Annotated in this window: 30 protein-coding genes; 20 read left to right on the top strand and 10 right to left on the bottom strand. The window is 52.7% G+C overall.

Features of this window, described 5'->3' with window-relative positions; translation table 11 throughout:
- Window positions 1–10 precede the first annotated feature (10 nt).
- The 10 genes from I5961_RS18700 (at window position 11) to I5961_RS18655 (ending at window position 8,299) form a co-directional block, all read left to right on the top strand.
- A complete protein-coding gene (locus I5961_RS18700) occupies window positions 11–514 on the top strand; it encodes a phage major tail tube protein (protein ID WP_047598893.1) in 504 nt (167 codons plus the stop codon).
- Window positions 515–526: 12 nt separating this feature from the next.
- Window positions 527–847, top strand: a complete 321-nt coding sequence (locus tag I5961_RS18695; RefSeq protein ID WP_083366713.1) for a phage tail assembly protein — start codon at window positions 527–529, stop codon at window positions 845–847.
- A gap of 148 nt (window positions 848–995) precedes the next feature.
- Window positions 996–3,620: a phage tail tape measure protein gene (locus I5961_RS18690; protein ID WP_227233023.1), complete on the top strand. Its 2,625-nt coding sequence runs from the start codon at window positions 996–998 to the stop codon at window positions 3,618–3,620.
- Window positions 3,621–3,632: 12 nt separating this feature from the next.
- Window positions 3,633–4,478: a phage tail protein gene (locus I5961_RS18685; protein ID WP_098964704.1), complete on the top strand. Its 846-nt coding sequence runs from the start codon at window positions 3,633–3,635 to the stop codon at window positions 4,476–4,478.
- Window positions 4,453–4,659 (top strand): tail protein X, encoded by a 207-nt coding sequence (locus I5961_RS18680; protein ID WP_227233022.1) that lies wholly within the window; start codon window positions 4,453–4,455, stop codon window positions 4,657–4,659. The genes I5961_RS18685 and I5961_RS18680 overlap by 26 nt, the downstream gene beginning before the upstream one ends.
- Before the next feature lie 90 nt (window positions 4,660–4,749).
- Complete coding sequence (locus tag I5961_RS18675; protein WP_227233021.1) at window positions 4,750–5,799, top strand: phage late control D family protein; 1,050 nt, start codon at window positions 4,750–4,752, stop codon at window positions 5,797–5,799.
- A gap of 31 nt (window positions 5,800–5,830) precedes the next feature.
- Complete coding sequence (locus tag I5961_RS18670) at window positions 5,831–6,394, top strand: glycoside hydrolase family 19 protein (protein ID WP_227233020.1); 564 nt, start codon at window positions 5,831–5,833, stop codon at window positions 6,392–6,394.
- On the top strand, window positions 6,376–6,918 hold the full coding sequence (locus tag I5961_RS18665; RefSeq protein ID WP_227233019.1) for a lysis system i-spanin subunit Rz: 543 nt from the start codon (window positions 6,376–6,378) through the stop codon (window positions 6,916–6,918). Before I5961_RS18670 ends, I5961_RS18665 begins: the two co-directional genes overlap by 19 nt.
- A gap of 149 nt (window positions 6,919–7,067) precedes the next feature.
- Window positions 7,068–7,862, top strand: coding sequence for a DNA adenine methylase (locus I5961_RS18660; RefSeq protein WP_227233018.1), 795 nt, complete (start codon window positions 7,068–7,070; stop codon window positions 7,860–7,862).
- A 209-nt stretch (window positions 7,863–8,071) separates the two neighbouring features.
- On the top strand, window positions 8,072–8,299 hold the full coding sequence (locus I5961_RS18655) for a hypothetical protein (protein ID WP_227233017.1): 228 nt from the start codon (window positions 8,072–8,074) through the stop codon (window positions 8,297–8,299).
- Here I5961_RS18655 and I5961_RS18650 read toward each other — a convergent pair.
- Complete coding sequence (locus I5961_RS18650; protein ID WP_227233016.1) at window positions 8,280–8,999, bottom strand: SOS response-associated peptidase family protein; 720 nt, start codon at window positions 8,997–8,999, stop codon at window positions 8,280–8,282. The two genes, I5961_RS18655 and I5961_RS18650, sit on opposite strands and share 20 nt — an antisense overlap.
- A gap of 95 nt (window positions 9,000–9,094) precedes the next feature.
- Between I5961_RS18650 and I5961_RS18645 the strand changes: the two genes are divergently transcribed.
- Window positions 9,095–9,520, top strand: coding sequence for a LexA family protein (locus I5961_RS18645; RefSeq protein WP_227233015.1), 426 nt, complete (start codon window positions 9,095–9,097; stop codon window positions 9,518–9,520).
- The gene (gene umuC, locus I5961_RS18640; protein WP_227233014.1) at window positions 9,513–10,790 is read left to right on the top strand and encodes a translesion error-prone DNA polymerase V subunit UmuC; all 1,278 of its coding nucleotides are present in this window, start codon (window positions 9,513–9,515) and stop codon (window positions 10,788–10,790) included. The genes I5961_RS18645 and umuC overlap by 8 nt, the downstream gene beginning before the upstream one ends.
- A gap of 91 nt (window positions 10,791–10,881) precedes the next feature.
- On the opposite strand, the gene I5961_RS18635 is transcribed toward umuC, so the two are convergent.
- Window positions 10,882–11,289 (bottom strand): response regulator, encoded by a 408-nt coding sequence (locus I5961_RS18635; protein WP_227233013.1) that lies wholly within the window; start codon window positions 11,287–11,289, stop codon window positions 10,882–10,884.
- Between the two features lie 470 nt (window positions 11,290–11,759).
- Here I5961_RS18635 and I5961_RS18630 point away from each other — a divergent pair, with 470 nt between their 5' ends.
- Genes I5961_RS18630 through I5961_RS18625 form a run of 3 tightly spaced genes read left to right on the top strand, consistent with a single transcriptional unit; the run spans window position 11,760 to window position 14,355 of the window.
- The gene (locus I5961_RS18630; RefSeq protein WP_227233012.1) at window positions 11,760–12,518 is read left to right on the top strand and encodes an ABC-three component system protein; all 759 of its coding nucleotides are present in this window, start codon (window positions 11,760–11,762) and stop codon (window positions 12,516–12,518) included.
- A complete protein-coding gene (locus I5961_RS28860) occupies window positions 12,515–12,736 on the top strand; it encodes an ABC-three component system middle component 7 (protein WP_413541582.1) in 222 nt (73 codons plus the stop codon). The genes I5961_RS18630 and I5961_RS28860 overlap by 4 nt, the downstream gene beginning before the upstream one ends.
- Window positions 12,730–14,355, top strand: coding sequence for a DUF2326 domain-containing protein (locus tag I5961_RS18625; RefSeq protein ID WP_227233011.1), 1,626 nt, complete (start codon window positions 12,730–12,732; stop codon window positions 14,353–14,355). The genes I5961_RS28860 and I5961_RS18625 overlap by 7 nt, the downstream gene beginning before the upstream one ends.
- Before the next feature lie 37 nt (window positions 14,356–14,392).
- Here the strand turns inward: I5961_RS18625 and I5961_RS18620 are convergent, their stop codons facing one another.
- Window positions 14,393–15,943 (bottom strand): TIGR04141 family sporadically distributed protein, encoded by a 1,551-nt coding sequence (locus I5961_RS18620; RefSeq protein ID WP_227233010.1) that lies wholly within the window; start codon window positions 15,941–15,943, stop codon window positions 14,393–14,395.
- A 373-nt stretch (window positions 15,944–16,316) separates the two neighbouring features.
- Window positions 16,317–16,532: a hypothetical protein gene (locus I5961_RS18615; RefSeq protein ID WP_227233009.1), complete on the bottom strand. Its 216-nt coding sequence runs from the start codon at window positions 16,530–16,532 to the stop codon at window positions 16,317–16,319.
- A gap of 827 nt (window positions 16,533–17,359) precedes the next feature.
- On the opposite strand from I5961_RS18615, the gene I5961_RS18610 reads away from it, so the two are divergent.
- The 3 genes from I5961_RS18610 (at window position 17,360) to I5961_RS18600 (ending at window position 18,421) form a co-directional block, all read left to right on the top strand.
- Window positions 17,360–17,605, top strand: coding sequence for a hypothetical protein (locus I5961_RS18610; protein ID WP_227233008.1), 246 nt, complete (start codon window positions 17,360–17,362; stop codon window positions 17,603–17,605).
- 76 nt (window positions 17,606–17,681) lie between these two features.
- Window positions 17,682–18,056 (top strand): hypothetical protein, encoded by a 375-nt coding sequence (locus tag I5961_RS18605; RefSeq protein WP_227233007.1) that lies wholly within the window; start codon window positions 17,682–17,684, stop codon window positions 18,054–18,056.
- Window positions 18,053–18,421, top strand: a complete 369-nt coding sequence (locus I5961_RS18600; protein ID WP_227233006.1) for a reverse transcriptase domain-containing protein — start codon at window positions 18,053–18,055, stop codon at window positions 18,419–18,421. The genes I5961_RS18605 and I5961_RS18600 overlap by 4 nt, the downstream gene beginning before the upstream one ends.
- 515 nt (window positions 18,422–18,936) lie before the next feature.
- Here the strand turns inward: I5961_RS18600 and I5961_RS18595 are convergent.
- The 5 genes from I5961_RS18595 to I5961_RS18575 all read right to left on the bottom strand — a co-directional run bounded on the left by I5961_RS18595 (window position 18,937) and on the right by I5961_RS18575 (window position 23,026).
- Window positions 18,937–20,367: a hypothetical protein gene (locus I5961_RS18595; RefSeq protein WP_227233005.1), complete on the bottom strand. Its 1,431-nt coding sequence runs from the start codon at window positions 20,365–20,367 to the stop codon at window positions 18,937–18,939.
- Window positions 20,368–20,507: 140 nt separating this feature from the next.
- Entirely contained in the window at window positions 20,508–21,227 is a 720-nt protein-coding gene (locus I5961_RS18590; RefSeq protein ID WP_227233004.1) for a hypothetical protein, read from the bottom strand.
- A gap of 108 nt (window positions 21,228–21,335) precedes the next feature.
- The gene (locus tag I5961_RS18585) at window positions 21,336–21,692 is read right to left on the bottom strand and encodes a hypothetical protein (protein ID WP_227233003.1); all 357 of its coding nucleotides are present in this window, start codon (window positions 21,690–21,692) and stop codon (window positions 21,336–21,338) included.
- Window positions 21,689–22,471, bottom strand: coding sequence for a hypothetical protein (locus tag I5961_RS18580; RefSeq protein ID WP_085705145.1), 783 nt, complete (start codon window positions 22,469–22,471; stop codon window positions 21,689–21,691). Before I5961_RS18580 ends, I5961_RS18585 begins: the two co-directional genes overlap by 4 nt.
- A gap of 9 nt (window positions 22,472–22,480) precedes the next feature.
- Window positions 22,481–23,026, bottom strand: coding sequence for a PAAR domain-containing protein (locus I5961_RS18575; RefSeq protein ID WP_085705147.1), 546 nt, complete (start codon window positions 23,024–23,026; stop codon window positions 22,481–22,483).
- Between the two features lie 457 nt (window positions 23,027–23,483).
- Between I5961_RS18575 and I5961_RS18570 the strand changes: the two genes are divergently transcribed.
- Complete coding sequence (locus I5961_RS18570) at window positions 23,484–23,843, top strand: DUF6124 family protein (RefSeq protein ID WP_085705149.1); 360 nt, start codon at window positions 23,484–23,486, stop codon at window positions 23,841–23,843.
- Between the two features lie 38 nt (window positions 23,844–23,881).
- On the opposite strand, the gene I5961_RS18565 is transcribed toward I5961_RS18570, so the two are convergent.
- Entirely contained in the window at window positions 23,882–24,838 is a 957-nt protein-coding gene (locus tag I5961_RS18565; RefSeq protein ID WP_227233002.1) for a GlxA family transcriptional regulator, read from the bottom strand.
- Window positions 24,839–24,950: 112 nt separating this feature from the next.
- Between I5961_RS18565 and I5961_RS18560 the strand changes: the two genes are divergently transcribed.
- Window positions 24,951–25,736, top strand: coding sequence for an alpha/beta fold hydrolase (locus I5961_RS18560; RefSeq protein ID WP_085705153.1), 786 nt, complete (start codon window positions 24,951–24,953; stop codon window positions 25,734–25,736).
- Window positions 25,737–25,747 lie beyond the last annotated feature (11 nt).

Genomic DNA, 25,747 nt, shown 5'->3' with positions numbered 1-25,747 from the left:
AGGCACCCAGATGATTCCTGAAGTTCTCTCCAACTGCGCCGGGTTTATCGACGGCGTCAGTTTTGCCGGTGAAATGCCGAGCCTCACCTTGCCCAAGGTGGTCCTGAAAACCGAAGCCTACCGAGGCGGCGGTATGGCCGGCGAGGTTGAAATTCCGACTGGCGTGGAAAAGCTCGAAGCCGGTTTCACCACCAACGGTGTGCGCCGCGAAGCGCTGAAGTTTTTCGGCCTGTCTGACCGCACCGCCTGTAGTGCGGTGTTCCGCGGCTCGTTCAAAGGCCTCAAAGGCAAGGTCACCCCAGTGATCGTCACCATGCGTGGCGGTATCAAGGAAGTCGACATGGGCGACTGGAAGCCCGGCGACAAGGCCGAGACCAAACACAACATGGCACTGACCTACTACAAGCTCGAAGTCGCCGGCCGCGTGGTTTACGAGATCGACATGCTGGGGATGGTCCTGGTCGTCGACGGCGTCGACCAGCTCGCTGACGAACGTTCGGCCCTCGGCCTTTAAGGACACGATGAAATGACGCAAACGAATCAAGCCACTCAAGAAAAACCACTGCCAAGCTGGCTGCAACTGACCGAGGAAGGCTTTCGCATCTCACTGCGACACCCCACCGAACTGTCGGGTGTGCTGGTCGACACGCTGACCATTCGTGCGCCGTGCGTGCGAGATATTCGAGCCGCGCAAGCTACCTGCAACGGCGATGAAGAAAAGCGCGAAATGTCGCTGTTTTCCTCGCTGACTCAGACCCCGGAACAGGATCTGATGGCCCTCAAACTGGTCGACTACATGCGCCTGCAGAAAGGCTATTTTCGTCTGGTCCAAGACGACGAGATTTGACGGGCCGACGTTGAAGGGGCTGGCCAAGCGACTCGCCAAGGAGACCGGTTTCTCGGCTGCCGAGATCATGGCCATGCCCTTCAACGACATCGTGTGGTGGCTCACGGACTGAGCCATTTCCAATCATCCTCGACCCAAGGACACGCACATGGCGAAGAATCTCGCACTCGGCTTTGTCATCGGCGGCGCCGTCGATCCGACAGTGGGCAAAGCGTTCAAGGACGTCGAAAGCAAGATCAAGCACCTGGACACGGTCGGCAGCAAAGCCCGGGTGCTGCAGAACACCATCGGCGACACCATGCGTTTGCGCGAGGAGTGGCGCAAGGCGCACGCAACCGGCGCCGCCGGTGCCGACAAGCTGTTGTCCAAATACGAAAAGAATCTTGACCTCCTGAAGAAACAGGGCGTCGAGGTCGGACGTTTGAGCAAGGCCTACGCCACGATGGGTCGCGTTGCGGCCGGTGCCGAACTCAAAGCGCTCGGCCACCGGCAACTGGATGAAGGTCGGCAGGGCATGAAAAGCACCCTCGGCCAGGCCGGCGCCCTGACGGCCGCCGTGGCCATCCCGACCAAGGTCAGCGCGGACTACGGCGCGATCATTCGTGACATCGCGATCAAGGCCAACATTGCCAACACACCAGAAGAAACTCAGCTCTCCAAAACCGTGATCGACACGTCGCGGGATACGGGCATGGCGCGTAACCAGGTGGCCGAGTTGGTCAACGCTCTGGTCGGTGCCGGCATGGAGCTGGACAAGGCACTGGCCTATGCGCCGACGGCGGCCAAGTTCGCTGTGGGGCAGGGATCGGACGGTACGGAAACCGCCAAGATGATCAACGCCCTGGGGCAGAACGCCAAGATCACCGACCCGGCCGTGATGCAAAAGGCGCTCGAGGCCATCGCCTATCAGGGACAGGCAGGCAGTTTTGAAGCGGTTGACATGGCCAAGTGGTTTCCTGAGCTGTTGGCCGGCATGGGCAAGCTGGGCATCACCGGCATGGACTCGGTGTCGCAATTGGGCGCGATGTTGCAGGTGCAGATGAAGACTGCCGGCGGCTCGGACGAGGCGGCCAACAACCTGAAAAACTGGATGGAGAAGATCGGCTCTGGTGAAACGGTCAAGGCGTATGAAAAGGCGGGCATCGACTACAAGGGGTCGATGCAGACCGGTCTGCAGAACGGCAAATCCACGCTGGAATCCAGTTTCGCGCTGGCCCAGAAATACATCGAAGCGACGGATCCGAAGCGCGCTGCCGAGATGGCCAAAGCTGTGGCCGGCATCAGCAAGGAGAGTGATCCAGAAAAGGCCAAGGGCATGATGAAGTCCCTGGAAGAAGCCTTGCGTACCGGCGACCTGTTCGCCGACATGCAGGTCAAGGCTGCTCTGACCGCGTACATGCAGAACAAGGATCTGTATGAGCAGTTGAAGAAGGACTCGGCCAATGCCACCGGGATCCTCGACAAGAACCTGGCTGAGCGCCGGCAAACGTCCGCGCAAAAATGGTCCGAAATGGCCCAGAGCATGGACGATGCCATGCGCAGCATCGGTGATGCGATTCGCCCGGTCACTGATGCGGTGGCGGAGGGCATTACCAATGTCAGTCGTCAGCTCGCAGGCCTGTCCGATGAGTCGCCACGTTTGGTGACGGCCATTGGCACCGCTGTGGCAGGCCTGGTCGCGCTCAAGGGGGCTGTCAGCGCATTCAAGATGGGCAAGGGCCTGATGAATATCGGGCGCGGCACCTTGATGGGCAACCCGAACATTCCGCAAAAGGTCATTGTCACCAACCTTTCGGCCATGGGCGGCGGACTGGATGCCGGCGACTTCGATACCGGTCGTGATGGGAAAAAAGGAAAGGGCGGAAAAGGCGGTAAGGGCGGCGGCAAAGAGAGTATCACCCGTGGAGGCGGGGGTGGTCCTAGCGTTGGCTCTGTGGTGAAAGGAACCGCCGTGGTCGCCATCGCTGATGCGGGATACAAGGCATGGGATACCTATCAGAACGCCGAAACTCAAGATGAAAAAGCTGAGGGTTACGGGCAAGCGGCGGGTGGATTGGCCGGCACACTGGCCGGCGCTGCAGCGGGGGCCGCTATCGGATCGGCCATTCCCATCATTGGCACCATGGTCGGTGGATTGATTGGTGGTTATCTCGGTTACATGGGCGGGGACGCACTCGGCGGCTTTGCGGGCAAAGAGCTGTTCGGAACCCCTGACTCACTCAAGAAGGTGCCGGATGCCGGGCCGATGATGATGGTCAATGCCGGGCAGAACATTCCGCCGGTAATGGGCGATGTCGCCCGTTCATTCGCGCCGGTACCGGTCGTCAAAGACATGGTTCAGCCGCAACCGAAAATGTTGCCGCTGCTGACCGGTGCTGCGCCCGTACCTCAAGCGACTCCCGACAGTCCCAAGCCGTTACCGGCTCCGATGCAAGCGCTGCCGGCACAGGTTCCAAAGTCACCTGTTTCCAAGCCTCTGTTGCCTGAACGGGAGCCGACTGCAACAGCATTGGGAGATGTCACGCGTGCATTGAATCATGCGGCATCCCCGGCGGTACCGGCGATGCTCGCACCGCCTGTTGCTGCGAAACCCCAGTCGACCAAAGTTGAGCAGCGGTTCGATATTCAGGCGCCCCTGCATGTCACCGTACAGGGCGACGTAAAGGATCCGGCGCAACTGGCGCGAGAGCTTCAACCCTACATCGATCAGCAGTGGCGTCAGTCCACCCAGCAGTTGCAAAACCGCTCGCTGTTCGACGAACCGCATGTGTAACGAGGAGAGCCAATGGCCTACATGGAACAGCTGCAATCGGGATTGAAGAATCTTGCAGCAGCGGGAGAGAGTGGTCGGCGTAGCCTCGACGGCATGATGGGGCCAGTCAACGGTGCCATCAGCGAGATCAGCGGCGCGGCCTCGGAGCTGGAAGGCATTCCCTTTGTTGGTCCGGCGATGGGGGCAAAGCTGCAGCGTGTCATGCGTGGCGTCAATGCCGCTCAGGCCAAGGTCGGCCAGGTGGTGGCCACGTACAACAAAGCCACGCGTGCTGTATCGCAGATCGATGAACGCATGGGTGAGCTGAAGGAACAGGCCGCCCGGGCGTCCACCGCAATCAACAAAGTCGCCGGCAAGGTCAGCCCGTCGCTGGCCAACATCGTGCCGACCGGTTCGCTGGGTGGTGATGCCACCCCATTGCCGGAAGCGGTGAAGCCGTTCCCGCATCTGCTGATCGTGCAACCACAGGATCCGCAGGCGCAGCCCTACTACTTCAATCTGGACACCGCAGCCTTTGATGAACTGCGGCGCTCGACTGAGTTTAGATGGGCTTCGCAGGAGCGACTCACCCGTCGGCCGGCACAGCAAGCGGTCGGTATCGGTGAGGAAAAGATCACGCTCAAGGGCGCGATCTTTCCCGGCTTCAAAGGCGGGATCAAACAACTGGACACTCTGCGCAGCCTCGGTGCCCAACTCAAGCCGCTGACCTTGACTACCGGCTATGGCGACGTGCTCGGCACCTGGTGCCTGAAAAACGTTGAAGAAGAACAGAGCGCGCTGCTGCAGGGCGGGATCCCGCGCAAGCAGGCGTTTACTTTGGAGTTTGTGCGTTATGGCGACGACCTGCAGAACGTCTGATGGGGACCTGCTGGACACCCTGTGCTACCACGCTTATGGGCATCTTGAGGGCACGGTCGAGGCGGTGCTTGATGCCAATCAGGGGCTGGCCGATGAGCCGCAGCCGTATCGCGCCGGCATCGTGATCGAACTGCCGGATCTGCCTGGTCCCACTGAAGAAGGCCTGGCACTGTGGAATTGATGGTCTACAGTCATAGCGTAGCCCTTGTTGTACCTGCAGCTACAAACCTTCAAAACCCGCCTCGTGCGGGTTTTTTTATGGAAAAAATAAATGACTCCTGCCTTTCGTATCGTCGCCGACGGCGCCGACATCACGCAGCGGATCAACGACCGACTGCTGCAACTCAAAACGACTGACAAACCCGGCATGGAATCCGATGAGTTCGAGCTGCGCATCGACGACCGTGACGGAGCAGTGGTGCTGCCTCCCCGCGGTGCCAGCATCGAGATCTTCTTAGGCTATGTTGAAACGTCGCTGACACGTATTGGCCGCTATGTCGTCGACGAGATCGAGTTATCCGGTCCACCAGACACGCTTGTGATTACCGGCAAGGCCAGCGACATGCGCGGCAGTGGCAAGACCGTGCGCAGCGGCAGTTGGGAGAATGTGCCGCTGTCTCGGATCGTGTCTGATATCGCTGCACGTAATGGCTGGCAGCCGGTGTGCCCAGTGCAAACCAAGGTGCCGCGTGCCGATCAGCTGAATGAATCGGACTTCAACTTCATCACACGTCTGGCCAAGCAGTACGACTGCACTGCCAAGGTCGCCGACGGAAAGCTGCTGGTGATGTCACGTCAGGGCGGGCAGAGCGCCTCGGGCAAGTCTTTCGGTGTGGTCCTGATCCAACGGCGCGACGTCAGTCGCTTTCAATTTCGTCTTGGTGATCGCAACACTCACAAGGCGGTATCGACCAAGCACCAGGACAAGAAAACCGGAAAGCTCGCGGTGGTCACCTTGGATAACGACGAATCGCCGGACGGGTTGCCGCCGGTGCACAGCGACCGCCACATCTACCCGAACAAATCCGCGGCCGAAGCCGCCGCTAAGGCACGTTTAACCGCCTTCAATCGGTCCACCGCAGGTGTCCGGTTGGAAATGGCCGGACGCACCGACCTATTCGCCGAACGCTCGATCAATGCCCAGGGTTTCAAGGTCGGTCTCGATGGTGAGTACTTGGTCGACTCGGTGGAGCAGGTATTCACCCAGGCGGGCTGGAGCACAACAGTTGAGTGCAACGGCGGCAAAAAGGGTAAAGCCAAAGCCAGGGGCAAGAAGAAAAAAGCGGCGAAGGATCTGAAGGTCGTTCAGCTCAAGCAATAGCGTCGCATTCTCACAACTCAAGGAGACATCGATGTCACTGACCGAACAGCAACTGCAATCCATCATGCCCAACGCCCGCCGCCAAGCGGGCGTTTTTGTATCTGCGCTCAATGCAGCCATGGCGCATCGGCAGATCAACACTCCAAAACGCCAAGCGGCGTTTCTGGCTCAAATCGGACACGAGACAGGTCAGCTGCAGTACGTGCGGGAGCTGGGAGGAGATCAATACCTGAGCAAATACGACACCGGCAGCCTGGCTGCAAAACTGGGCAACACCCCGGCGGCGGACGGCGATGGCCAGCGCTATCGCGGTCGCGGCCTGATCCAGATCACTGGCCACGACAATTATCTGCGCTGCAGCTTGGCGCTGTTCGGTGACGAGCGATTGCTGCGCACGCCTGAGCTGCTGGAACTCCCGCAGTGGGCCGCCGAGTCGGCCGCATGGTTCTGGTCCGTGAATGGGCTGAACGCGCTGGCCGATCAAAACGAATTCAATGCGATCACCCGCAAGATCAACGGTGGTCTCAATGGCCTGCAGGATCGGCTGGAACTTTGGGGGCGGGCGAGGGCGGTGTTATGCGTCTCGGCGAACTGATCCCGGCGCCGTACCGGCTACTGGCAAAAGGCGTGTTGTTGGTCGTCTTGGCCGGTGGTTCCGCGGCCATTACTTGGCAAGTCCAGGATTGGCGCTATGGCAAAGAGCTCGCCGAGCAGGCGCGCCTCCATACCGAAACCCTCAATCAACTGGCCCTAGCCTCGGCCGCGCAGCAGCGTGACGAACAAGACAAGCGCCTCGCGCTCGAGCAGCGCCTGGCAACCAGTGAACAAACCCATTACCGAGCCTTGAGCGATGTCCAACGTGATCAAGGTCGCCTGCGCGACCGCCTTGCCACTGCTGATCTGCGCCTGTCAGTCCTACTCGACGCTACCAGCGGCGCCGGCAACGGATCGGTGTCAGCCTCCACCGCCACCGGCGGCATGGTTCATGGTTCCACAAGAGCCGAACTTGACCCTGCGCATGCTCAACGAATTATCGGCGTCACCGATGACGGCGACCGGGGGCTGATTGCCCTCGCGGCCTGTCAGGCGTACGCCAAAGAAGTCTCAACACCAAAGTGAAAAGAGCGGCCGGTCTGGATGCGTCAACATCCAGATCGACCGCCGTCCCTGCAGATAGTCCCTGCAAGTCCAGCCAAGGCTCTTGCTCCGTGCACAAAGCGCGGCGAGCCTAGCACCTGTTTATCCATACAGTAAAGGTCTTGCTTTCAATGTCTACACCCATCATCCCTTGGATGGGCGGCAAACGCCGCCTGGCCGACCGCCTGATTCCGCTTTTTCCGCCTCACGAATGCTACGTTGAAGTCTTTGCCGGCGGTGCCGCGCTGTACTTCATGAAGCCCCAGCCATCGCCGACCGAAGTCCTCAACGACATCAACGGCGACCTGGTCACGCTTTACCGCGTCGTGCAGAACCACCTCGAAGAGTTCGTGCGCCAGTTCAAATGGGCGCTGAGTTCGCGGCAGGTGTTCGAATGGCAGAAAATGACCCGCCCCGAAACCCTCACCGACATCCAGCGCGCCGCACGATTCTTCTACCTGCAGCACCATGCCTTCGCCGGCAAGGTCTCCGGTCAGACGTTCGGCACGGCGACTACCGCTCCGGCCATCAACCTGCTGCGCATCGAGGAAAATCTCTCGGCCGCGTGGCAGCGCCTGTCCGGCACCTACGTCGAAAATCTCCCCTGGCTTGAATGCGCTGAACGCTACGACCGTGCCCACACGTTCCACTACATGGATCCGCCCTACTGGCAGACCGCCGGGTATGGTGTGGACTTTCCGTTCGAGAACTACGAGCGGATGGCTGACTTCATGCGCCGTTGCAAAGGCAAGGTGATGGTCAGCATCAACGACCATCCGGACATTCGCCGCGTGTTCGACGGCTTCCACTTCGAGACTCTGGACATCCGCTATACCACAGCCAATCAACGGCAGGGGAAGGCCGAGGTCAGTGGCGAACTGGTGATCTTCAACTGGGAGCCGGCTGCGCTTGGAGGCCTTTTTTAACCACGCAAGTGGACATGCACTGGAGCTTCTTATTGTGGCGTTTGGCCATTATTGCTGGTGCCGGATTTGTGACCCATCATCCTCATTCATCTAAGTGATAGATCAACATGAACAAGACCCTGGCTGCGCTTTCTTTTCTAATGACGCTGAGCTGGGTCACTGTTGTGCTGTTGGTGATGTATTTGATGTCGCAGTGAAGGTAAGGGACGATGGAAGGCGTAGTGCTTAATGACAAAATGAAGCGAGAGGCTGACCGCCTGCTCGCTCAAATCGTGGGCGCTGACTCTATGATTGTTGCTGTAAAAGCGGGCGCCAGAGCAGATGGGTTTGTTCTCGGTTTGGAAACTGCCAGGGCGTTGAGGGACGGTGATGCAGAACGGTTGTATGTCATCTTTGAAGCGGCTCTTGTTGAGCGGCTCAAGGCCTTGGCGCGCTGAATAAGTCATCAGCCTGATTCGCGTCGATTGGAGCCAGTAAATGTGGGCCTTGATTGCGTACGTTGCCGATGGCCCGATCAATCCTGAACCATTCGAACTTCCGCGCTGGTTCTCCCTGGAGAAGCGCCATTTGCTCGGCGCGCTCTTTAGGCGTGGCTGGGTCCAACCACTCCCTTGCCAACTCAGGTGAGAGAACTACCGGCCTGCGGTCATGGATGTCGACCATGCCGCCTTCACTGTCAGCGGTGATGATTACAAAGCCGTCGTGCTCACCGGCACGTTGCTGTTCATGCGGGTATTGGCCAATGGCCGCGCAGAGAATGGGGGATCGATCCCGATGCCTGATCAGATAGGGCTGCTTTTTTGACTCTCCTTCGTCGACCCATTCGAACCAGTTATTGATCGCGATGATCGCTCGGTGCGGCCAGATCGCGCGAAAGAATGGGCCGTGGGCGACCTTTTCCACTCGAGCATTGATCGGTGCGGCACGATCCTTCGCCCAGTGGGGTCGCCATCCCCACCTAACCATATCGGCGTGAAGGTAATCCCCTTCCAGGTGGAAGAGGGCGAGCTGCATGGTTGGCGCGGCGTTATAACGTCGAAACGGCTGCTCGCCGGTCGAGTTGATCAGAGCATTCGGCATGCTGAGGGCGGCCACGAAGTCGTGAATGCCATCGTACTGTGAAAGTCGTCCGCACATCACTCGCCCGCCTATCAGATATTTCCTACAGAAATTGACCGCAAGACGATCTGAAAGTTAACTGTATATTCGTACAGTTCTGGAAGTCGTGCGTCATGAGCTTTTCAGTCGTAGGCCCAATTGGTGTGGCCGGTCGGAAATTACCCCTCTGCCTTTTTCGCGTGCCCGCCGGATTTCCCTCGCCTGCGGCGGATCACATCGAGGCGCATATCTCGTTGGACGAGGTGCTCAACATCCGAGCGCCTCATGTCTACCTGGTGAAAATTTCCGGTGAGAGCATGCAGGGCGCGGGAATCTTTGATGGCGATCTGGCAGTGGTGGATCGCTCACTTGAACCCGTACACGGGCACATAGTCGTTGCTTTGCTGAACAACGACCCACTGTGTAAGCGCCTGTGCATCCGGGGAAAGGACGTCATCCTTCTATCAGAAAATCCGAAGTACCCACCCCGATACGTGCTGGAGGGAGATGAGCTGTCAATCTGGGGTGTGATCATCGGCAGCGTGCGCAGCCATGTCTAACGCCCTGCCGGTTTTCGGCCTGATCGATTGCAACAGTTTCTACGCCAGTTGCGAGCGAGTGTTTCGTCCGGATCTGGCAAGGGTGCCCATCGTCGTGCTGTCGAACAATGACGGTTGTGTGATCGCTCGAAGCTACGATGCCAAGCCGTTCGTGAAGATGGGCGAGCCGTATTTTCAGATCAAGCACAAGCTAAAGCAGCACGGCATCGTCGCTTTCTCCTCGAACTATGCGCTGTACGGCGACATGAGTGAGCGGGTCATGGCGTTGATTGAGTCGATGGTGCCCGCAGTCGAGGTGTATAGCATTGACGAAGCGTTCGTCGACCTCACTGGCATCCACGAACTGGATAGGCTGGGCCGAGAGATTCGGAGTCAGGTGCTGAGGTGCGCTGGCATTCCAGTCGGCGTTGGAATCGCTCAGACCAAGACCCTGGCCAAGCTTGCCAACCATACGGCCAAACGCCTGCAGGCGCAGACAGGTGGGGTCGTCAATATTTGCGACCCAACTAAGCGTGAATGGGTGCTGCGTAACACCGACGTATCAGAGGTGTGGGGTGTAGGGCGTCGCATGAAAGCGCACTTGGATACCATGGGGATCAAAAGTGCGATGGATCTGGCCAGAGCCGATCCTTGGACACTGCGTAAAAACTTCAGTGTGGTGATCGAAAAGACGGCACGCGAACTGGCCGGCACTCCTTGTCTGGAGCTAGATGAGCCCGATCCCCCGAAACAGGAGATCTGCTGTAGTCGAATGTTCGGCACCCGCCTGACGGAACTGGCACCGATCAAGGAAGCGGTAGCCACGTACATGATGCGCGCTTCCGAAAAGCTCAGGGCGCAAAACTCGCTGTGCAAGAAAGTGCGCGTGAGCATTCGCACCGGCATGTTCAATCCGGAGGAGGCGAAGTACGCCAATGGTGTGGTGATCGATATGCCTTACCCCACGGATGACGTCCGGCTACTGACCAAGTCCGCAGTCGATGCGCTGGATCGGGTATATCGCCCAGGGTTCAAGTACAGCAAAGCGGAGGTATTGCTGATGAACCTGTGTCAGCCAGGTGAATACACTGATGATCTGTTTGCGGCTTCTCAACCGACCGAATCTACCAAGGTCATGGCCGTACTTGATCAGATCAACGAACGGTGGGGAAGGGGGACCTTGCGACCAGCTAGCGTCCCTAGCAACCCGGAGTGGGCCATGCGGCGAGAAATGATGAGCCAGAGCTACACTACACGGCTGGATCAGTTATGGACTGTGAATTGCAAATGACTCAACAGATGCGCTGACAGTCACGTTTACATCGTGCATAAGCATTGATAACAGCCGAGTACAAAGCGAGGGCAGGTACGATACACGACGATCAGGCAGAGGCTCTGCCTTTTGAATTTAACAAGGTGAAAATGGTAGTAATTAACAAATCCGTCGACCACGGTTTGTGCAGATAGGTGATGTGAGCGGGAATAGTGGCGGGTTCCAAAAGGTGTCCGGAGGTGAGAATAGAGCGCACCGCCGGCCATTTTGCCCTAACCATTTCAATGAACTCACAGCCTTGAATCTTTCCTGGCAATCCTTGGTCGACAATCACCAGCGAACAATGGGCGTATGTGCCAAGCAGATAGTTGAACGCCTCGTCAGCGCTGGTGAAAAGCACGGATTTGGCCCCAATTTCGTCGAGAATATCCTTTACCAATATCCGTATAACTGGATCGTCTTCGACGACGATTACAGTCCCGAAGATGGGGCGAGCCAACTCCCAATTCGCGTTCATCAACCAGGCTCCAGGGATTGGTACGCCGCAAATTGCGACGAACGCAGTTCTATCACCCTACTCCTTAGGGTTGTACACGGCGATGCTTTTCACGGTCGGAGCCAAATTCTTTTTCTGATGGCACACGGTTGAGGCATGAGCGTCGAGGTCCGAACGTCCGCTAACGAACGTTCGCATACGACCGCTACCGGCCAAAAGCGGACGTTTGAAAGCAGCATCTTTCGGCCAGAAGCAGACATTCGCGAATCTGTGTGCGCTATAAATGTCGTCCAGCTACCATGCCCAATGAGCCAGCTTTACCTTCGCTCGAAGCTGGCCTCAAACCACGCGCGCCAGGCCAGTGCCATTCCTGAAGCATTTAGGGCAGCAGATAACGGTTTTGTCCCGAGTCAGAAGCTTTGTGCAGCGATCTCATTCCGCTATCATTAGCTCTAGCTTCTTTTGCTCGCTTCGCTCTCAAGGATCAGGGCATGCCCACGAACAAACGCAAGAGTTTCTCCGAGAACATCAACATTATGTTGGTGGGCGAGGTTTCGGCCAAATGTCCTAAATGTCGAAAGCCCTTGATGTACGAGAAAGCCAAGACATCGAATAAAAAATATGAACTTGCACATATTTATCCACTAAATCCAAAGCCTGTAGAGTTAGAACTTCTAAAAGATGAGTTCAGGCTCCACCAAAACGTGGACCACCCAGACAATCTCATCGCACTTTGTATTCTTTGTCATACTGAGTTCGACAACCCAAGGACTGTTGATGGCTACAGGGAGATGGTCGCTTTAAAGCAATCCATCATGGAGCGTAATCGCCAATCCAAGCTCATGGATGAATACGCCATTGAAAACGAAATTGCGAAAATCATTGATGCGCTTGAACACGTCTCTGATGAGGATGTCGAGCTGAGTCTTGAGCCAAAAGCACTAAGCTCGAAGATAAATGGCACCATGACCCGGCTGACGAAGAACCGCATCAAGGAAAATGTCAGTAATTATTTTTCCTTCGTGCGTAAGAAACTGCAGCTCGTGGAGGCTGAGTCCCCGGACTCATCGATCATGATTTCTCTTCAAGTAAAAACTTACTACCTCTTGCAAAGGAAGCAAACACAGAACCAACAAGTAATATTCAAGAATATCGTAGACTGGATTCGTCATCGTTCTGGCTCTGATTCGAATGAGGCCTCGGAAATCATTGCATCATTTTTTATTCAAAACTGCGAGATTTTTGAATGATTACGCCAAATAAATTCATACCGTTCGCAGAATCTTCTCTGGGCTATGCAGAAAAAGTGCACGCCGCCGTCGAGCACTCAATATCGCTCGGGGAATTGTACAAAAAAACGGCTTCAAATTTAGACTCCATCGAGCTATTTCTCTACGCCATAGAAGTTCTATACCTTAGCAATGTTCTTCAGGTAAACCTCACGACAGGGATAGTTTCAAGATGCTAATTTACATCGAGTGCGAGTGGTTCACTGAAAAGCGCATCGTTTTCAAGGAGAAATTAAACATTGTCGTGGGCGATAGGGCCAACTCTAACTCAATTGGCAAATCAACACTTCTTAAAATCATCGATTTCGTTTACGGCGGTGAAACACTAATAACCCACAGCAAAGATGTTTCCGAAGTACTGGGCCACCACAGCTACATCTTTAAGCTTCACTTGGATAAAGACTATGTCTTTGAAAGAAATACTGGCACTCCGGCATTTCTACATCTCCATGAGCCTGACGGTACCAAGCTCGAACTTAGCACTTCAGATTATCTGGACTTTTTGCGTCTCAACTACACTAGCAGTATTGAATATCTGAGTTTTCGAACCGTCGTTTCTTTGGTGACGCGAGTTTGGGGGCGTGACAACTTAGACGTAAGGAGACCGCTCCATAATTTCAACCAGGAAAGCGGATCTCAGTGCATCGAATGGTTGATTAAGGTGTTCAAGCGGTTCGGCCCACTGGAAGACATGTCGATCCGACAGGCTAATCTGTTAGCTGAGCAGAAGTCTCTCAACGCGGCAGCGAAGCAAAGCATCATTCCCAAAATCACGAAGACCAAATACGCGAAAAATACTGAAGATATTGCGGATCATGAAATTCGCTTAGATAAAATCAGGAATGAGATCTCCAGCTTGGCGATTTCCATCAACGAATTGGTTGACGAGGCCGTACTAGAGCAAAAAGCTCAAAAAAACCAATTGCTCGAAATAAAAATGTCTATTTCAAGTGAGCTTGAGCGAGTTAGAGCCAACCTTGAGGACAATAAAAATATCTCGAGACGAAGTTTTCAGCCACTGCTTCAAATTATTCCATCGCTCAATTTAGAAAAGCTAGAAAATATTGAGTCTTTCCATAATGGCTTGACTCGCATACTTCGCAAAGAAATTAAAGAAAAAGAGCAAGAGCTATCTGAGCAATTAGAAGTTATTGACACTCAGATTTCCATCTGCAACGCAGCCATCGCGAAGGCGTTTAAAAACACTGGCAACCCTGCCTTTATCGTTGACTCGGTAATCGATATCTCTCTTGATCTTTCTAAGCTCATCAAAGAAAACGAGCTGTACGATAAGTTTTCCGATCTAAAGAAAACAATTAAAGACCTTAAGGAGAACCTTAAGCAGCAAAAAGCAGCCATATTATTGGACATTGAAGGCAGCCTAAACGCCGACATTGAAAAGTTGGTTAACTTTATCTATGGGGAGGTGAGAGCTTCGCCAAAACTTGAACTTAAGCCAGAAAAATACAGCTATGAAATACCTAAGGATACCGGTACAGGCAAGGCTTACTCCAACCTAATCCTTTTAGACATCTCATTGCTAAGGCATGCGACCATTCCATTCTTGATTCACGATTCAATCTTGTTTAAAAACGTCGAAAACAAAGCCATTGAAAACATACTTCGTGTGTACCAGTCTCTGAACCAACAAAGCTTCATTTCGCTCGATGGAGAAATCGTAGAGTCCACTTCGGCAAAGTCTCTTGTCGAATCATGCGCCGTACTTTATCTGAACGCTGAGAAGCTGCTTTACACTGTGGACTGGCGTAAAGAGGAAGACAACATCCCCGTCGACTGACCCAAAATCAGCTACGTTGGCGGTATTGCAATCAACTTCACTTACTAATTCTACAAACCTCAACTTGGTATCCCATTGCACTGAGCCGCTGGGCAAACTGCCGGAAATTAACCTTCGAAAAAAACGGCATGTGCAATGTGTCGTTTGGTTGCATAATAGCGAACACGATTCTGTTGCGCGGTTGTGTCAAAGTGTTGAAGGTGAACCGAAAATCACCCAAACTCGTCAGATAGCCATTCACCTGATTGACGACTTCTGGAGTATTGATCAGAGCCTCAGCAGACACATAGGCCTGAGAAAAGAGATGGCTCAGAACGCTCGATGATGAGTACTTCTTGACGTGAATTATGTGATGATCTGGCGTGAGCAGGTCACAAAATTCGAATGGGCCACCAGCACCCGGCAACCTCATTAATTTCTGATCCAGCAGATAGAAGTTTATGTTGTCTGCGATGCGTCTAAGGTAAGCGCCCTCGTGGTCGGTGCCATACGGAGGAAATACCAAGGCAGATGGAACTGCAGCGTCAAAGAAGCGGTTCACTTGTTCGGTATAATCGCGGTCAATCTGGTACCAATCACCCTCGCTAAGCAAATAGATTTTCCCTTCAAGTTCGATCTCCGCCTCAAGGCAGGTATATAGAGGCCACGCAGCAAGTCGTTGCTCATCTGCACCGTAAAGGTAGATACGTTCGGATGCCAGTGCTTGGCGGGTGATACCTCGTAGAAGATGCTTGGCGAGCAGCGCCTGCCGCAAATCGAGGTCGAATGTGATCGTCGGGCCGTTGCGAGATCGGGAGCTGTGTTTCACATATCCGAAGCCGCTAATGTCATTGCCCAGTAGCTCGGGTGGCGCCGCGCGGACACGGTCGAACTGTTCAATATTTATCGCATCCACTAAAAGACCATCCAGCTGGCCCATCAGTGTGGAGTCGCGTACTGGGACGATGAAGTCCATCCAAGGGTATTTCTCCTTGCAGTGCTCGTCTTCGTACGCTGTCAATAGTCGAAGCGCAATCTCAGGGAAGTCTTCTAGCTTTACATCGGAATGCAGCGCCAATGAGTCCGAACCGCTAACGTATTCGCCCTCATCCTGATCGTTCTCCACGATGCCAGTTAGCGATTTCAGAATTTCTGAGTCGAACTTAAAATCGAACTCCGATATCGATAGCAGCCTAGATGACTGCGCCTTTGAGCGTAACGGCGTGCGATCAATATTGGACTTTTCCACGGACTTAATCAGCAGCGGATCAGTCAAGCTAAGCGCCGTGCGTAGCCCGAAATAACGCTCAACCGACAGTTGATCGATTAAGTGTCTAGCGTGACCAAAAGTGAAGCAAAAGACTCTGTTGTTGACTGCCAGGACGAGGAGAGCCTTGAGCGATCTACCTGTAAGGTCCAGACCAGCCACTTCTGGGATGGCGTCGAACAGTTGAGTCCATTTTGGATGAGAAGGGTTTTTTTGATAGTAAAAGAGGCACTCAACATCGCTCAATGAAAAAGCGATAGGTCGCAAGTTAACTTCATCGGAAAGTGCGTCCTGGGCTGTACGCCCTTCTTTGAGTAGGAACACGTTGATTGTGATTTTCACGCGTCACTCCTTGACCTCTCGCTTTGATATTAAATTGGCATCTGCCTGGCTTTCCGTCAAGGAACGCACGATATGGTTAATAATCACCGGTCCACTGTGAATTTCGAGATTTACGAGCGAGGACGTACTACACCTCGTGTCAACCAAGTGGTGCACCACAGGCAGTAATAATCGGAACATGGCGTGGAAGTGTCCCGTGACAACGGACGCCTAGGACGCTCGTCCATGAGCGTCCGCTTGTGGCCGGATGCGGTCGGCCTCCCAATGTCCGCTTCTGGCCGGTAGCGGTTGCTTGTGAAGATCCGCAAATGGTCGTCAGCAGTCGCGTGCCGATGTCCGCTTTTGGCCGAAAGCAGACCTCGGTGGGTGAGGGTTAGCTCCCAGTCTTTCCCTTCAGCCTGGCCAGTCCTTGCTTGATGTATCCGGTGTTTTCGCCAATCGCCCACAAAGCCCCGCGGACGTTGTCTCCGACTTCAGTGAAACCTTGCTGTTCAACATGGAGCGTCAGCTCCATCAGCGCTGCTTCTAGGCCGAGCTGATTCTGGTAGATCCTTTCCAGCACATCCGATAACGAATATTCGTCAGCCACAGCATCGACTCCTTTCGCAAAAGGAAAAGCATAGTACCGGTAGTGCCCTTTGTGGGCGGTAGTTGCTCAATGCTTAGAAATTGCTACAAAGCATTGTCTTTTTAAGGGCGTGACCAAGCTGGCCGGGGTGCAGACGAGGGGCTACGACCAATCCATCATCGGCGCGACAGAGAAACGGCGGGAGAGTGGGGCAGGTGTGGCGGTGATTGGGGGCATTGGGGGTACGGAATCGGTGTGGCTGGGAGGTGGGGGAGTTTATCAGATTGGGCAAGGCTGCTTAGAAGTGTCTGGCTTTGTTTCGATCAGGTGGAGGTTGAGGGTAACGATTGCGTCAAGTTTGCTTTCGTACTGGCAATGAGCTATAACGTTTTTCAGGTCGGATGTACCATCCGAATGCGCTCTTTAAAAAACATCGATAGAAAAATCAGGCTTGCAGTTGTGATTGGTTAGCCAATCAGCTTTGGGTTCTACAAGGCTTTTTCCGCCACCCGTGTGTCCGCCCTGATCGAGTTCTGCAGAGCTACATCTATGAAACCCATAGGTTTATCTCACTGTCTGTGCAGAGCGTTGAGCACGCCCCGGTAACGAGGTTTCTCGTTGTCGACTTTGAGCGTTAGCGAAGGTTTGTATCCGTTAACGAAAAAGCAGCCGGCCGTTGGCCGAATCAACGATTACTCAGATCACACGGCGAATATTGCGGCGGACGGGCTTATAAAACTTCGTTTGATAAGCCAGAACTGCGATTTGTATGGACACCTTCATGTTCCTTTCGGCCTGAAAGCTTCGCGGCGGGGCAATCCAGCCCGTGAGGATATATCGATGAAAAAATGAAGAGCCTTCAGCGGTCTCCGTTGAAGAATGTGCAAAATAATGAAGGTGTTCGCGTCACTAAAGATAGCAAAGAGAATCCAAAAGGAGGCGCACCAACGAAACCTGAGAAAAAGGGCTTTATCCTTGAGAGTATTAAGGGTGCAGCAGTTCAGATTTCGGTTAAGTGGTGTTACGAAAATTGGTCTCTTATCCATGAAAAAGCATCAGTTTATATTGATGTTGTAATGGAGTTCTTGAAATAATGACGCACCAAATCGCATCATCGAATTTATAGAAGCCCGCATTTTTATAATGCGGGTTTTTTCATGGGTGGTTTTTATGATCGTCGCAAAGTATAAAAGGAAGCCTGTTTATAGCCTTAAGTCACTTGGTTTAATGCTCGGTGAAAGTCCGGAGTCGCTGTTAAAATTATCCGTCTCGTGTAATTTTTTATATCGAGAAGTTTTGCAAGAGAAAAAGGACAAGAGTGTTAGGGTTACTTATGATGCTTTTGAGCCGTTGAAAAAAATCCAAAGAAAACTTGTCGATAGGTTGTTTGTGTTTGTTGATTACCCTATCTATCTTCATGGCGGAATAAAGGATAATAAAAGTCCAAGAAGTCCTTTCTCAAATGCGCGGGAACATGCGTCTGCTAAGTCCATCGCGTTGCAAGATATAACTAATTTTTTCCATCAATTACCATTGATAAAGTGAGATGGATTTTTGAAGGTTTTTTTGGTTTTGGGCGCGGGGTATCAGAAGTTCTTGCACTAATCGTTACGAAGGATGGGTACGTTCCTCAGGGTGCAAGTACCAGTAGTTATATTGCTAATTTGGTATTTTGGGATGTCGAACCGCGGCTTGTTGATTGGATGCATACCAAGGGGTTAGCTTATAGTCGCTTTGCAGATGATATAACCATCTCTTCGAAAAAACAGTTGCTAAGTGCGCAGTGGTCAGAAGTTGTATCGAAGGTTACGGGGATGCTTGCTCAAAAAGGATTTAAGCAGAAAAGAGCAAAAATGCATATTCTAAAAAAGGGCAGGCTATTACATACGGTGAAAAGCAGGAGCCTCTAGTTGTTACCGGATTAGGTATATCTGGTTGCTCTGCTGGTGTTGTTAAAGCCGAGAGGAACAGAATTAAAGCTGCAGTGCGAGAGTTTGAAGTTCAAGTGGAGAGTGGTAAGGTATTCGAAGAGGTGGCTCATCTTTATCATAGTGCAATGGGGAGAGTTGGGCGAATGATAGCCTGTAAGCAAGTTGCTGGCTTGGAGTTTAAAAGGCGATTGAATAAAGCTAAAAATAAATCGAAAATTTCCGTAATAGAGAAATATAAAAGGGCTGAAGAAGATTTCGAGGCTTTTGGAGTTTAATGAGAATTTATTTTTCGTCGAGTAGTTATCTAGTAGTGGATTTTTTAGAAGTTTATTGGTGTGCATGTGTGTTTGGGGTGGGAGTAAATGCTCTGGGTTCCAGGGGGGCGAACGCTATATATATTAGTTGGGGTTTAAATTTTTTTTGCTCAGGAAAAAGTTGGTTGTTTTGGGTGAGAAGGGATGGCTTATAGTAAAAACCATCCTTTCATATGTGGTTTAGCTAAATGTCATGTGGTTTTTTGCTAGTTCTTTGTAGCGCTTGTCTAAATGGATTTTATGAAGAATGTTTTCGTTGGCGATGAGAAAGTCAAGAATTTCTTGAATGCGCTCGCTTCGCGCATTAGCTTTCAAGAGCTTCAGTACGTTGACCATATGTGTCTGACAAAATTTGTTGTCAAGATTAACGCGCACTTCGTTTGAGTGCATAGCGACTAGTACGTTTATTATGTTTTGATCTCCGAGCATCCCAAAAAACTGATCGTAAAGAGGTTTTCCTGCTGGAGAAACGCCCGAGTTATAAGGAATGCCTTTCCCGATTCGGCAAATTAGTACTGTTTTTATTAATTTCTGGGATCTTTCTATAGGGATGTCTGCCTCTGTTTTTAGAAAAGATAAAATTTTACGCATGAGTGGAGGCTCATTGTAAAAGTTATCCCAAGAATATCTTGCTTCGAGAAGTTCGTCGGCGTAACCATCCAAAGAAATTATTCTAGAGTCTAACGATTGGAATCTATTTCCATCGCAAATGTTGAAAAATTCTATACCTAAAATATGCTTTTCGTTGTGAAGATTGTTTTTGTATCCGTCGATTGTTACGCCTAGTTTGTATTTGACATTGTCGCTGCTCTTGTTCCAAATGTGAGGGGCGAAGAGAGAGATATTTTTTCTTATGATATTGCCGGTGGTATCTGCGGTGTATATTCCAAATATACTGTTAAGAAGATTGTCGGTATTTTGAAGGGAAAGCTCGCTTAGAGGTCTCTCCATGCTTTTAATAGTTGTGTCGTCGAGTACGGTTGTGGACTTTTTAAGATTCTCGATGAAGGATTTGATCTGTATTGCGGAAGCGGATGGTTTGTCGTTAAGGATATCTTGTACGCACGTTTGTAACCATCCAAGCAGTTCAAATGCATTTATCGAGTAAGAATTTGGATGTGAAGCTCCAATGTCATTTCTCATGGTTAGAATATGGTTTAGTTTTGTGTAAACAATATCGGATATGAGTTCAAGTTTTCGACACGTATTGATAAGGGTGTTGTCTTTTAATCCAGAAAGATCTTCTTCTGTTGAGTAAAATTCCCGTCGTCCGCCACCAACGGCGGCGTCGAAGAACATATCGAGTCCATATAGAACTACTTTTTCCCTTAGGTTTAGAACAACTTCGTTCCAGACATAGTTTAATGAGGCGTCGAATAGTCCAATTGCCGCTCCGGCCACGAATTTTGATAAATATCGTGCGTCCCGTTTCACTTCGGATGGAAGCGATTCGATAAAGCTTGGAAGATTGTTTTCGATTATTTGTCGTTGAGGTAAAGCGGCAATTATGTTGTCGGTTGGAAGTCCGAGATGGGCAAGATAAGCCTCGAATTTTGTTGTGTCCGTTGAGAGTATTCCAGTACCGGGTTTTACTATTAGCTCTGAGCTCATGAGTGTTTCCTCGTTCGCTTGCGGTCGAAGTTGTAGTACTGTCGCGTGGGAATGGATGGGTTTGTACTGTTGATTAATTTGTGCTGGTAACGAAGCGGGTTGTTCGTTTTTTTGTAAATTTGTCTACCCTACTTTCCATTTCAATTTGATATGGTTTGCTTTTTGCCGTTTGTAAAGATGTAAGTATCCGGCACCCATTCAAATTTCATTTTTTCAGTGTCGGAAGCAGCCAACTTCTTGTCGGCGGCCTGAAACTGGTTGTAATCCATTGTCCCGCTATAGATGTACGTTTGACCTGGGTCGATTTGGATGTCGTTGGTGAGGCCAATTCTTTTTATAGGGTCGCCGAACATGTCGCTGAGTACGACTGTTCCCTTTACGCCAGATAGGGCCTCAGTTGTATTGTTGTGTAGAGCAATTTCAATTGAAAAATATTCACTGTATTGCTTGTTTTTATAGTCGGCGGGATTCAGTTTAAGTTTGAGAAGGGACGCTGTAAGCGTTCCGTTCATTTCTTTGAGTGCCACAAGCTGTTGCTGTTTTACTTGCTCGGCCAAGGCTTTTTGTTTTTCCGCTTCGGCAGCTTTGGCTTCGATCCAGGCCTGTTGTGTTTTCAGAGCATCACCCAGTGTTGAGTCTGCAACAACTTTGCTACCGCCAAATGTGCTGGTCACCACTTGCCGGGCAGCATAGCCACCAAACAGTTTTCTATCATTTTCATCGAGTTTGCCGACAGCTTCCATTAGCCCTTTGTCCTCTGACCATTTACTGATATCGGCAGGCAGTTTGGTTTGCTTTGGGTCAGAACAACCGGCGAGTAGCAAGCATGCAAGAAAAGTTGCGATGGTTTTTCCCTTCATGTATCAGTCCTTAAGGTAATTATGCTTTTACTTGGTTGTGTGTTCGCTTACGAGTATAGCTCAAGAAAAAAAGGGTGATGCAATCGCTCCAGTCGCGACGCTTTGTTATTAGCTTATGTTTTGATACTGCTTTTCTATTTCTGTCCAGATGTATTTGTATCTGCTCTTCAGCCATGTCACCAATAAGGCGTTAGCTTTTCTTTTGAGCCAGCTGTTCTCTTTCGCTCCCAGCATTTTTTCAATGTCATCTTCCAATTCCTGCCTGTTGAAACAAAGCCATATAGTCGGAAGTGTGCTTCCAAGGTTTGAGTGGCAAACAGGTGCCACCTCCTCAAAGAGTATGCGCTTCACTTCATCTCGATCGAATTCTCTTGTCCTTCGCGCAATCGCAGCATAGTCGACCTCGTTATCAACAAAAGCATCGGACAATGCCCAGCGCACATCCGCTCTTTGCTGCTTTGTCATAGAACTTCCCATTTGGAAAATTCCTCCAGTTCTTCATCAAAGGTGTCGGCTACTGCGCTACCAGCAATTCCTCCCACAATACTTCCCGCCAGAACGATTGCCACCGCGCAAGCAAGTGCGCCTGGGCCGCAAAATGCGGAAACACCCAAGCCTGCGAGTCCACCGCCAGCGGCGCCGCCGCCGATGATGATGCCTTGTCGGGCCGTTTCCTTGACTTTGTTGTCTGCGTTCATGATTTCATATACGGCGAAAGTCGCAGTGACCAATAGGCCGACCTTTCCCATTATTCTTAATTTTTGAGTTCCCTTGCTTACTGGTGCGTTATCACGGCCCGCTGAGTCCAGAATCTCGTAATAGACTTTGCTCTTTTGTTCTGGCGTCAGTTTGTTGTATTCGACGTTTGCCGTTTTTAATGCGTATTTGTCCAGCGTATCTTGCAATGTCGGAGGAAGTCTTTTCTTCCGCTCAGCGAAAGCCACACCCTGTGCCGAGGTGAATTTTCGATGCTCGACCAGGATTCTATTTCGCATCTCTTGGCAAAATGCTGCTCCTTCTTGGGCACTCAGCCTTCCTGCAGCGACTTCGGCTTTTGTTTCCACTGACATGCGCTTGATGTTGCTCATGTAGTTACTGCGTACTTTTGCATCTGATATGGCATCTAAAGAAAATCTTGTGGCGGCTCCCTCCATACCCGCAATCGCCATATCCAAAGGCGAATTTTCAAGCTCGTGAGCTTTCTGGACAACGTAGCTTCCCGTTACGAGCAGTGGCTCAGTCATGAACAATCCTTATTTCAATGATGCATTGAATAGCGTGTCGAAAATTGAGCCAGTTGGTGGTTCTTCTTGAGAGCCGAACTCTAGCTTTTGGCAGACTTTTCCACGGATGTTGAGAAATTTCACAGTGTTGGTGATATCAAAATTTCCGGATTGGGTAGAACCATCTTCGAAGTGAGCAACGCAGCTCATGCCTAGGTAAGACTCAGAACCGGGGATGGTGAAGCTGATCCATCCAGGATGAATGATCATCGGCGTCGGCGGCGTAAACGGCGCAGGCGTATGTGAGTCACCAATAATCACCGTTCCCGATCCTCCGATCACGACGTCTCCATGTGAACCGACTGTGCCAACCAGCGCGGCATTCTTGCCGTTGATGAATACAGTGCTGGATACGGCGGAGGCCAGTGCGCTGCCGCAGGTGCAGATGTCGTCTTTTCGGGCGGCGGCGAGTCCGTCGAAGAATACGTCGGGGGATCCGGAGGCAATGGCTTTGGGGCCGTGTCCGGGAATGGGGCAACTGGTGGGATCGGTGATGCGTGCAGCGGGCTTTGCCATGTTTGACTCCCTGTCAACGGATTAGCACCGACTGTATCAGAGTTGCTTGGGTGGTTGCCTGACAGCGACGTGCCCGGTGTTGGTCGTTCATCTAAACAGCAAAATTTGAGTGTGTTTAAACGAAGCTCTCTGACACTACTTCGGCCCTACACAACCTTGCGCCACCCCCTACACCTAAGACAGAATCCGCCGGCTTGTGCCTCTAGCACGGGGGTTCTATCGTTCCTGGGTCACTGAAAAACAGTGATCGGGTTTGGTAGCCCGGATTCCGTCAGAAGCACAAGACTACTGTCTTGCGGAGGCTTTCAGAGCCTTCGTTTTATGGTGGTCATGCGCAGGGCATCTTCGGATGCGCCGGGGTTCCTGACGGCCGGTCTACCAACCTGCGTATGGCCTCCACCCTAGTTTGGTAGCGAAGGTGGCGGCTCCTAACCTCTTATCCGTCGGGAGTTACTCCATGTTCAAACCAACACCCAACCCACCAGAAACCGATCCAGTCTCCCCCTACAAATTCCCCGATTCACGAACCCTGAACGAAGCCGCCGAGCGCGCCCTCGATCACTACCTCACCCCGCAGCAGCGGATCATGGGCAGTCACACCAAACACGATCCGATGTACTTCGCCAACCCGGCCTACGACACCGAATCCCTGCTCGCCAACGCCAGCGAATCCTTGGGATCAGCCTCCGAAATGCTCAACAACTTCGCCGGCACCCTGGAACCCGCCCACCGCAAAACCGCCATCGGCATTGCGCAGTTGGTGATGTTGGGATCTTTGGCGGTGAATCAGGCGTTGGATAACATCGAGCCGAAGTAGTCGGTTACAACCCTCTGCGGCTCGGGCGCAGGGGGTTTTTAGTCTGCAACCTTGCGCCACTGCGCAGGCGTTTGACCCACATGACTTTTAAACAGCCGCACAAAGAAACTCACGTTCTCATACCCCACCTCATAGGCAATCGCCTTGACCGACAGGCCGCTGGTCAGCAGCAGTTTCTTCGCTTTGTCGATCCGCACTCTTTGTAGATAAACGTTGGGTGAAAGACCGGTCGCCAGTTGGAACCGGCGCTTGAGCGTGCGTTCGGTCAACCCGGCTTCGCGGCCCATGGCGGCTATGGTGATTGCTTCTGCGTGGTGCGTTTCGATCCAGTCCTGAACCTTGAATATCGCGGCGTCCTGATGATTGCGGTGCCCCGGCAGGATCGGGCTCAGGCGTTCGGGGGCTGCGACCAGCAGGTGAGTGGCGCAGAGTTGGGCGAAGTGGTCGCCGCGATCCTGGGCGAGCATTTCCAGCAAGGCATCGAAGCCGCCGCCGAGGGTGCCGGTGCTCCAGATGCCCTCTGAATGCAGGAAGGATTGATGGGCGATGAAATCGTGGTCGGGATAGCGTTGCTTCAACTGGCGGGTGAACGCCCAGTGCGCGGCGATGAGCCTGTGTTCAAGCAGCCCGGCTGCGGCGACGTAGCAAACGCCGGTGGTCATCGCCAGGACGCGTGCGCCTTGTCGTTTGCGTTCTGTCAGCCATTTCAGGGTCTCAGGGGCAGGCTCAAAGCCTTGCGCGAGGCGGATGCCTTCAATCGGTGGAATCACGATCAGGTCGCAGTTTTTCGCATCGGCCAGTACGCCGTCCGGTCGGATCAGATGCCCACTCGCTGCGCTGACATCGGCGCCATCCACGCTCAACACTTGAATGCTGTAGCTTTGGCCCACGCCAAGGTGTTGTTCGAGCAGGGCGACGATCCGGAAAAAGTCGGTCGCCGAAAACACGCCCATGCCCCAGCAACCGTCATACGCCAGAATCACAACGTTGATCATTCATCCTCCGTGGCCCGATCAGGCTATTGAATAGCCCTTTAGAACATCGAAAGGGAGCCACTGCAAGGATACGATCACCGGCACATCGCGCAGTCTTGTGAGGAGCTTGTCCATGCAGCACGTTTCCACCCGGCAACACTGGATCGATACACCCCAAGGGCGGCTGTTTGCCCAGAGCTGGGACGCCGAAGCAACGCACGCTGTGCCGATCATCCTGCTCCACGACTCGCTTGGTTGTGTGACGTTATGGCGCGATTTTCCCGAGCGTCTGGCGCAGGCAACCGGGCGACAGGTGATTGCCTATGATCGTTTGGGATTCGGGCGTTCGGCCGCTTATCCGGGGTTGTTACCGCCGAGTTTTGTCGAGGACGAGGCGAAGGGCAGCTTTCAAACTGTCTGCGAATATTTTGATGTGAACCGGTTTGTCGTGCTGGGCCACAGCGTCGGTGGGGGCATGGCAATTGGATGCGCGGCGGCGTTTGCGCAGCGCTGCCAAGGCGTTGTCACCATAGCGGCGCAAGCGTTCGTCGAGACGGCGACGCGGGACGGGATTCGTGAGGCCGAGCGTCAGTTTGCCTTGCCCGATCAAATGCAGCGGTTACAGAAATATCACGGCGACAAGGCCGATTGGGTACTGCGTGCGTGGGTCGATAACTGGTGTTCGGAGGCTTTCGGCGACTGGAATCTGGACGCTCAGTTGCGTCAGGTTCGCTGCCCGGTGCTGACGTTGCACGGCGAGCGGGACGAGTACGGATCAATCGGTCAACCGCAACGCATTGCGGCGCAGATCAGTACTGAAGTCAGTGTGCAGATTCTCCCGGATTGCGGCCATGTTCCGCATCGTGAATACCCCGATGCGGTGCTCGCGAGTATCGGCGATTTTCTGAAGCGTTTGTGAAGCTGAACCGG

Source organism: Pseudomonas sp. IAC-BECa141 (assembly GCF_020544405.1).
In the GTDB taxonomy this organism is placed as follows: Bacteria; Pseudomonadota; Gammaproteobacteria; order Pseudomonadales; family Pseudomonadaceae; genus Aquipseudomonas.
This window is presented reverse-complemented; position numbering and strand designations above follow the sequence as displayed.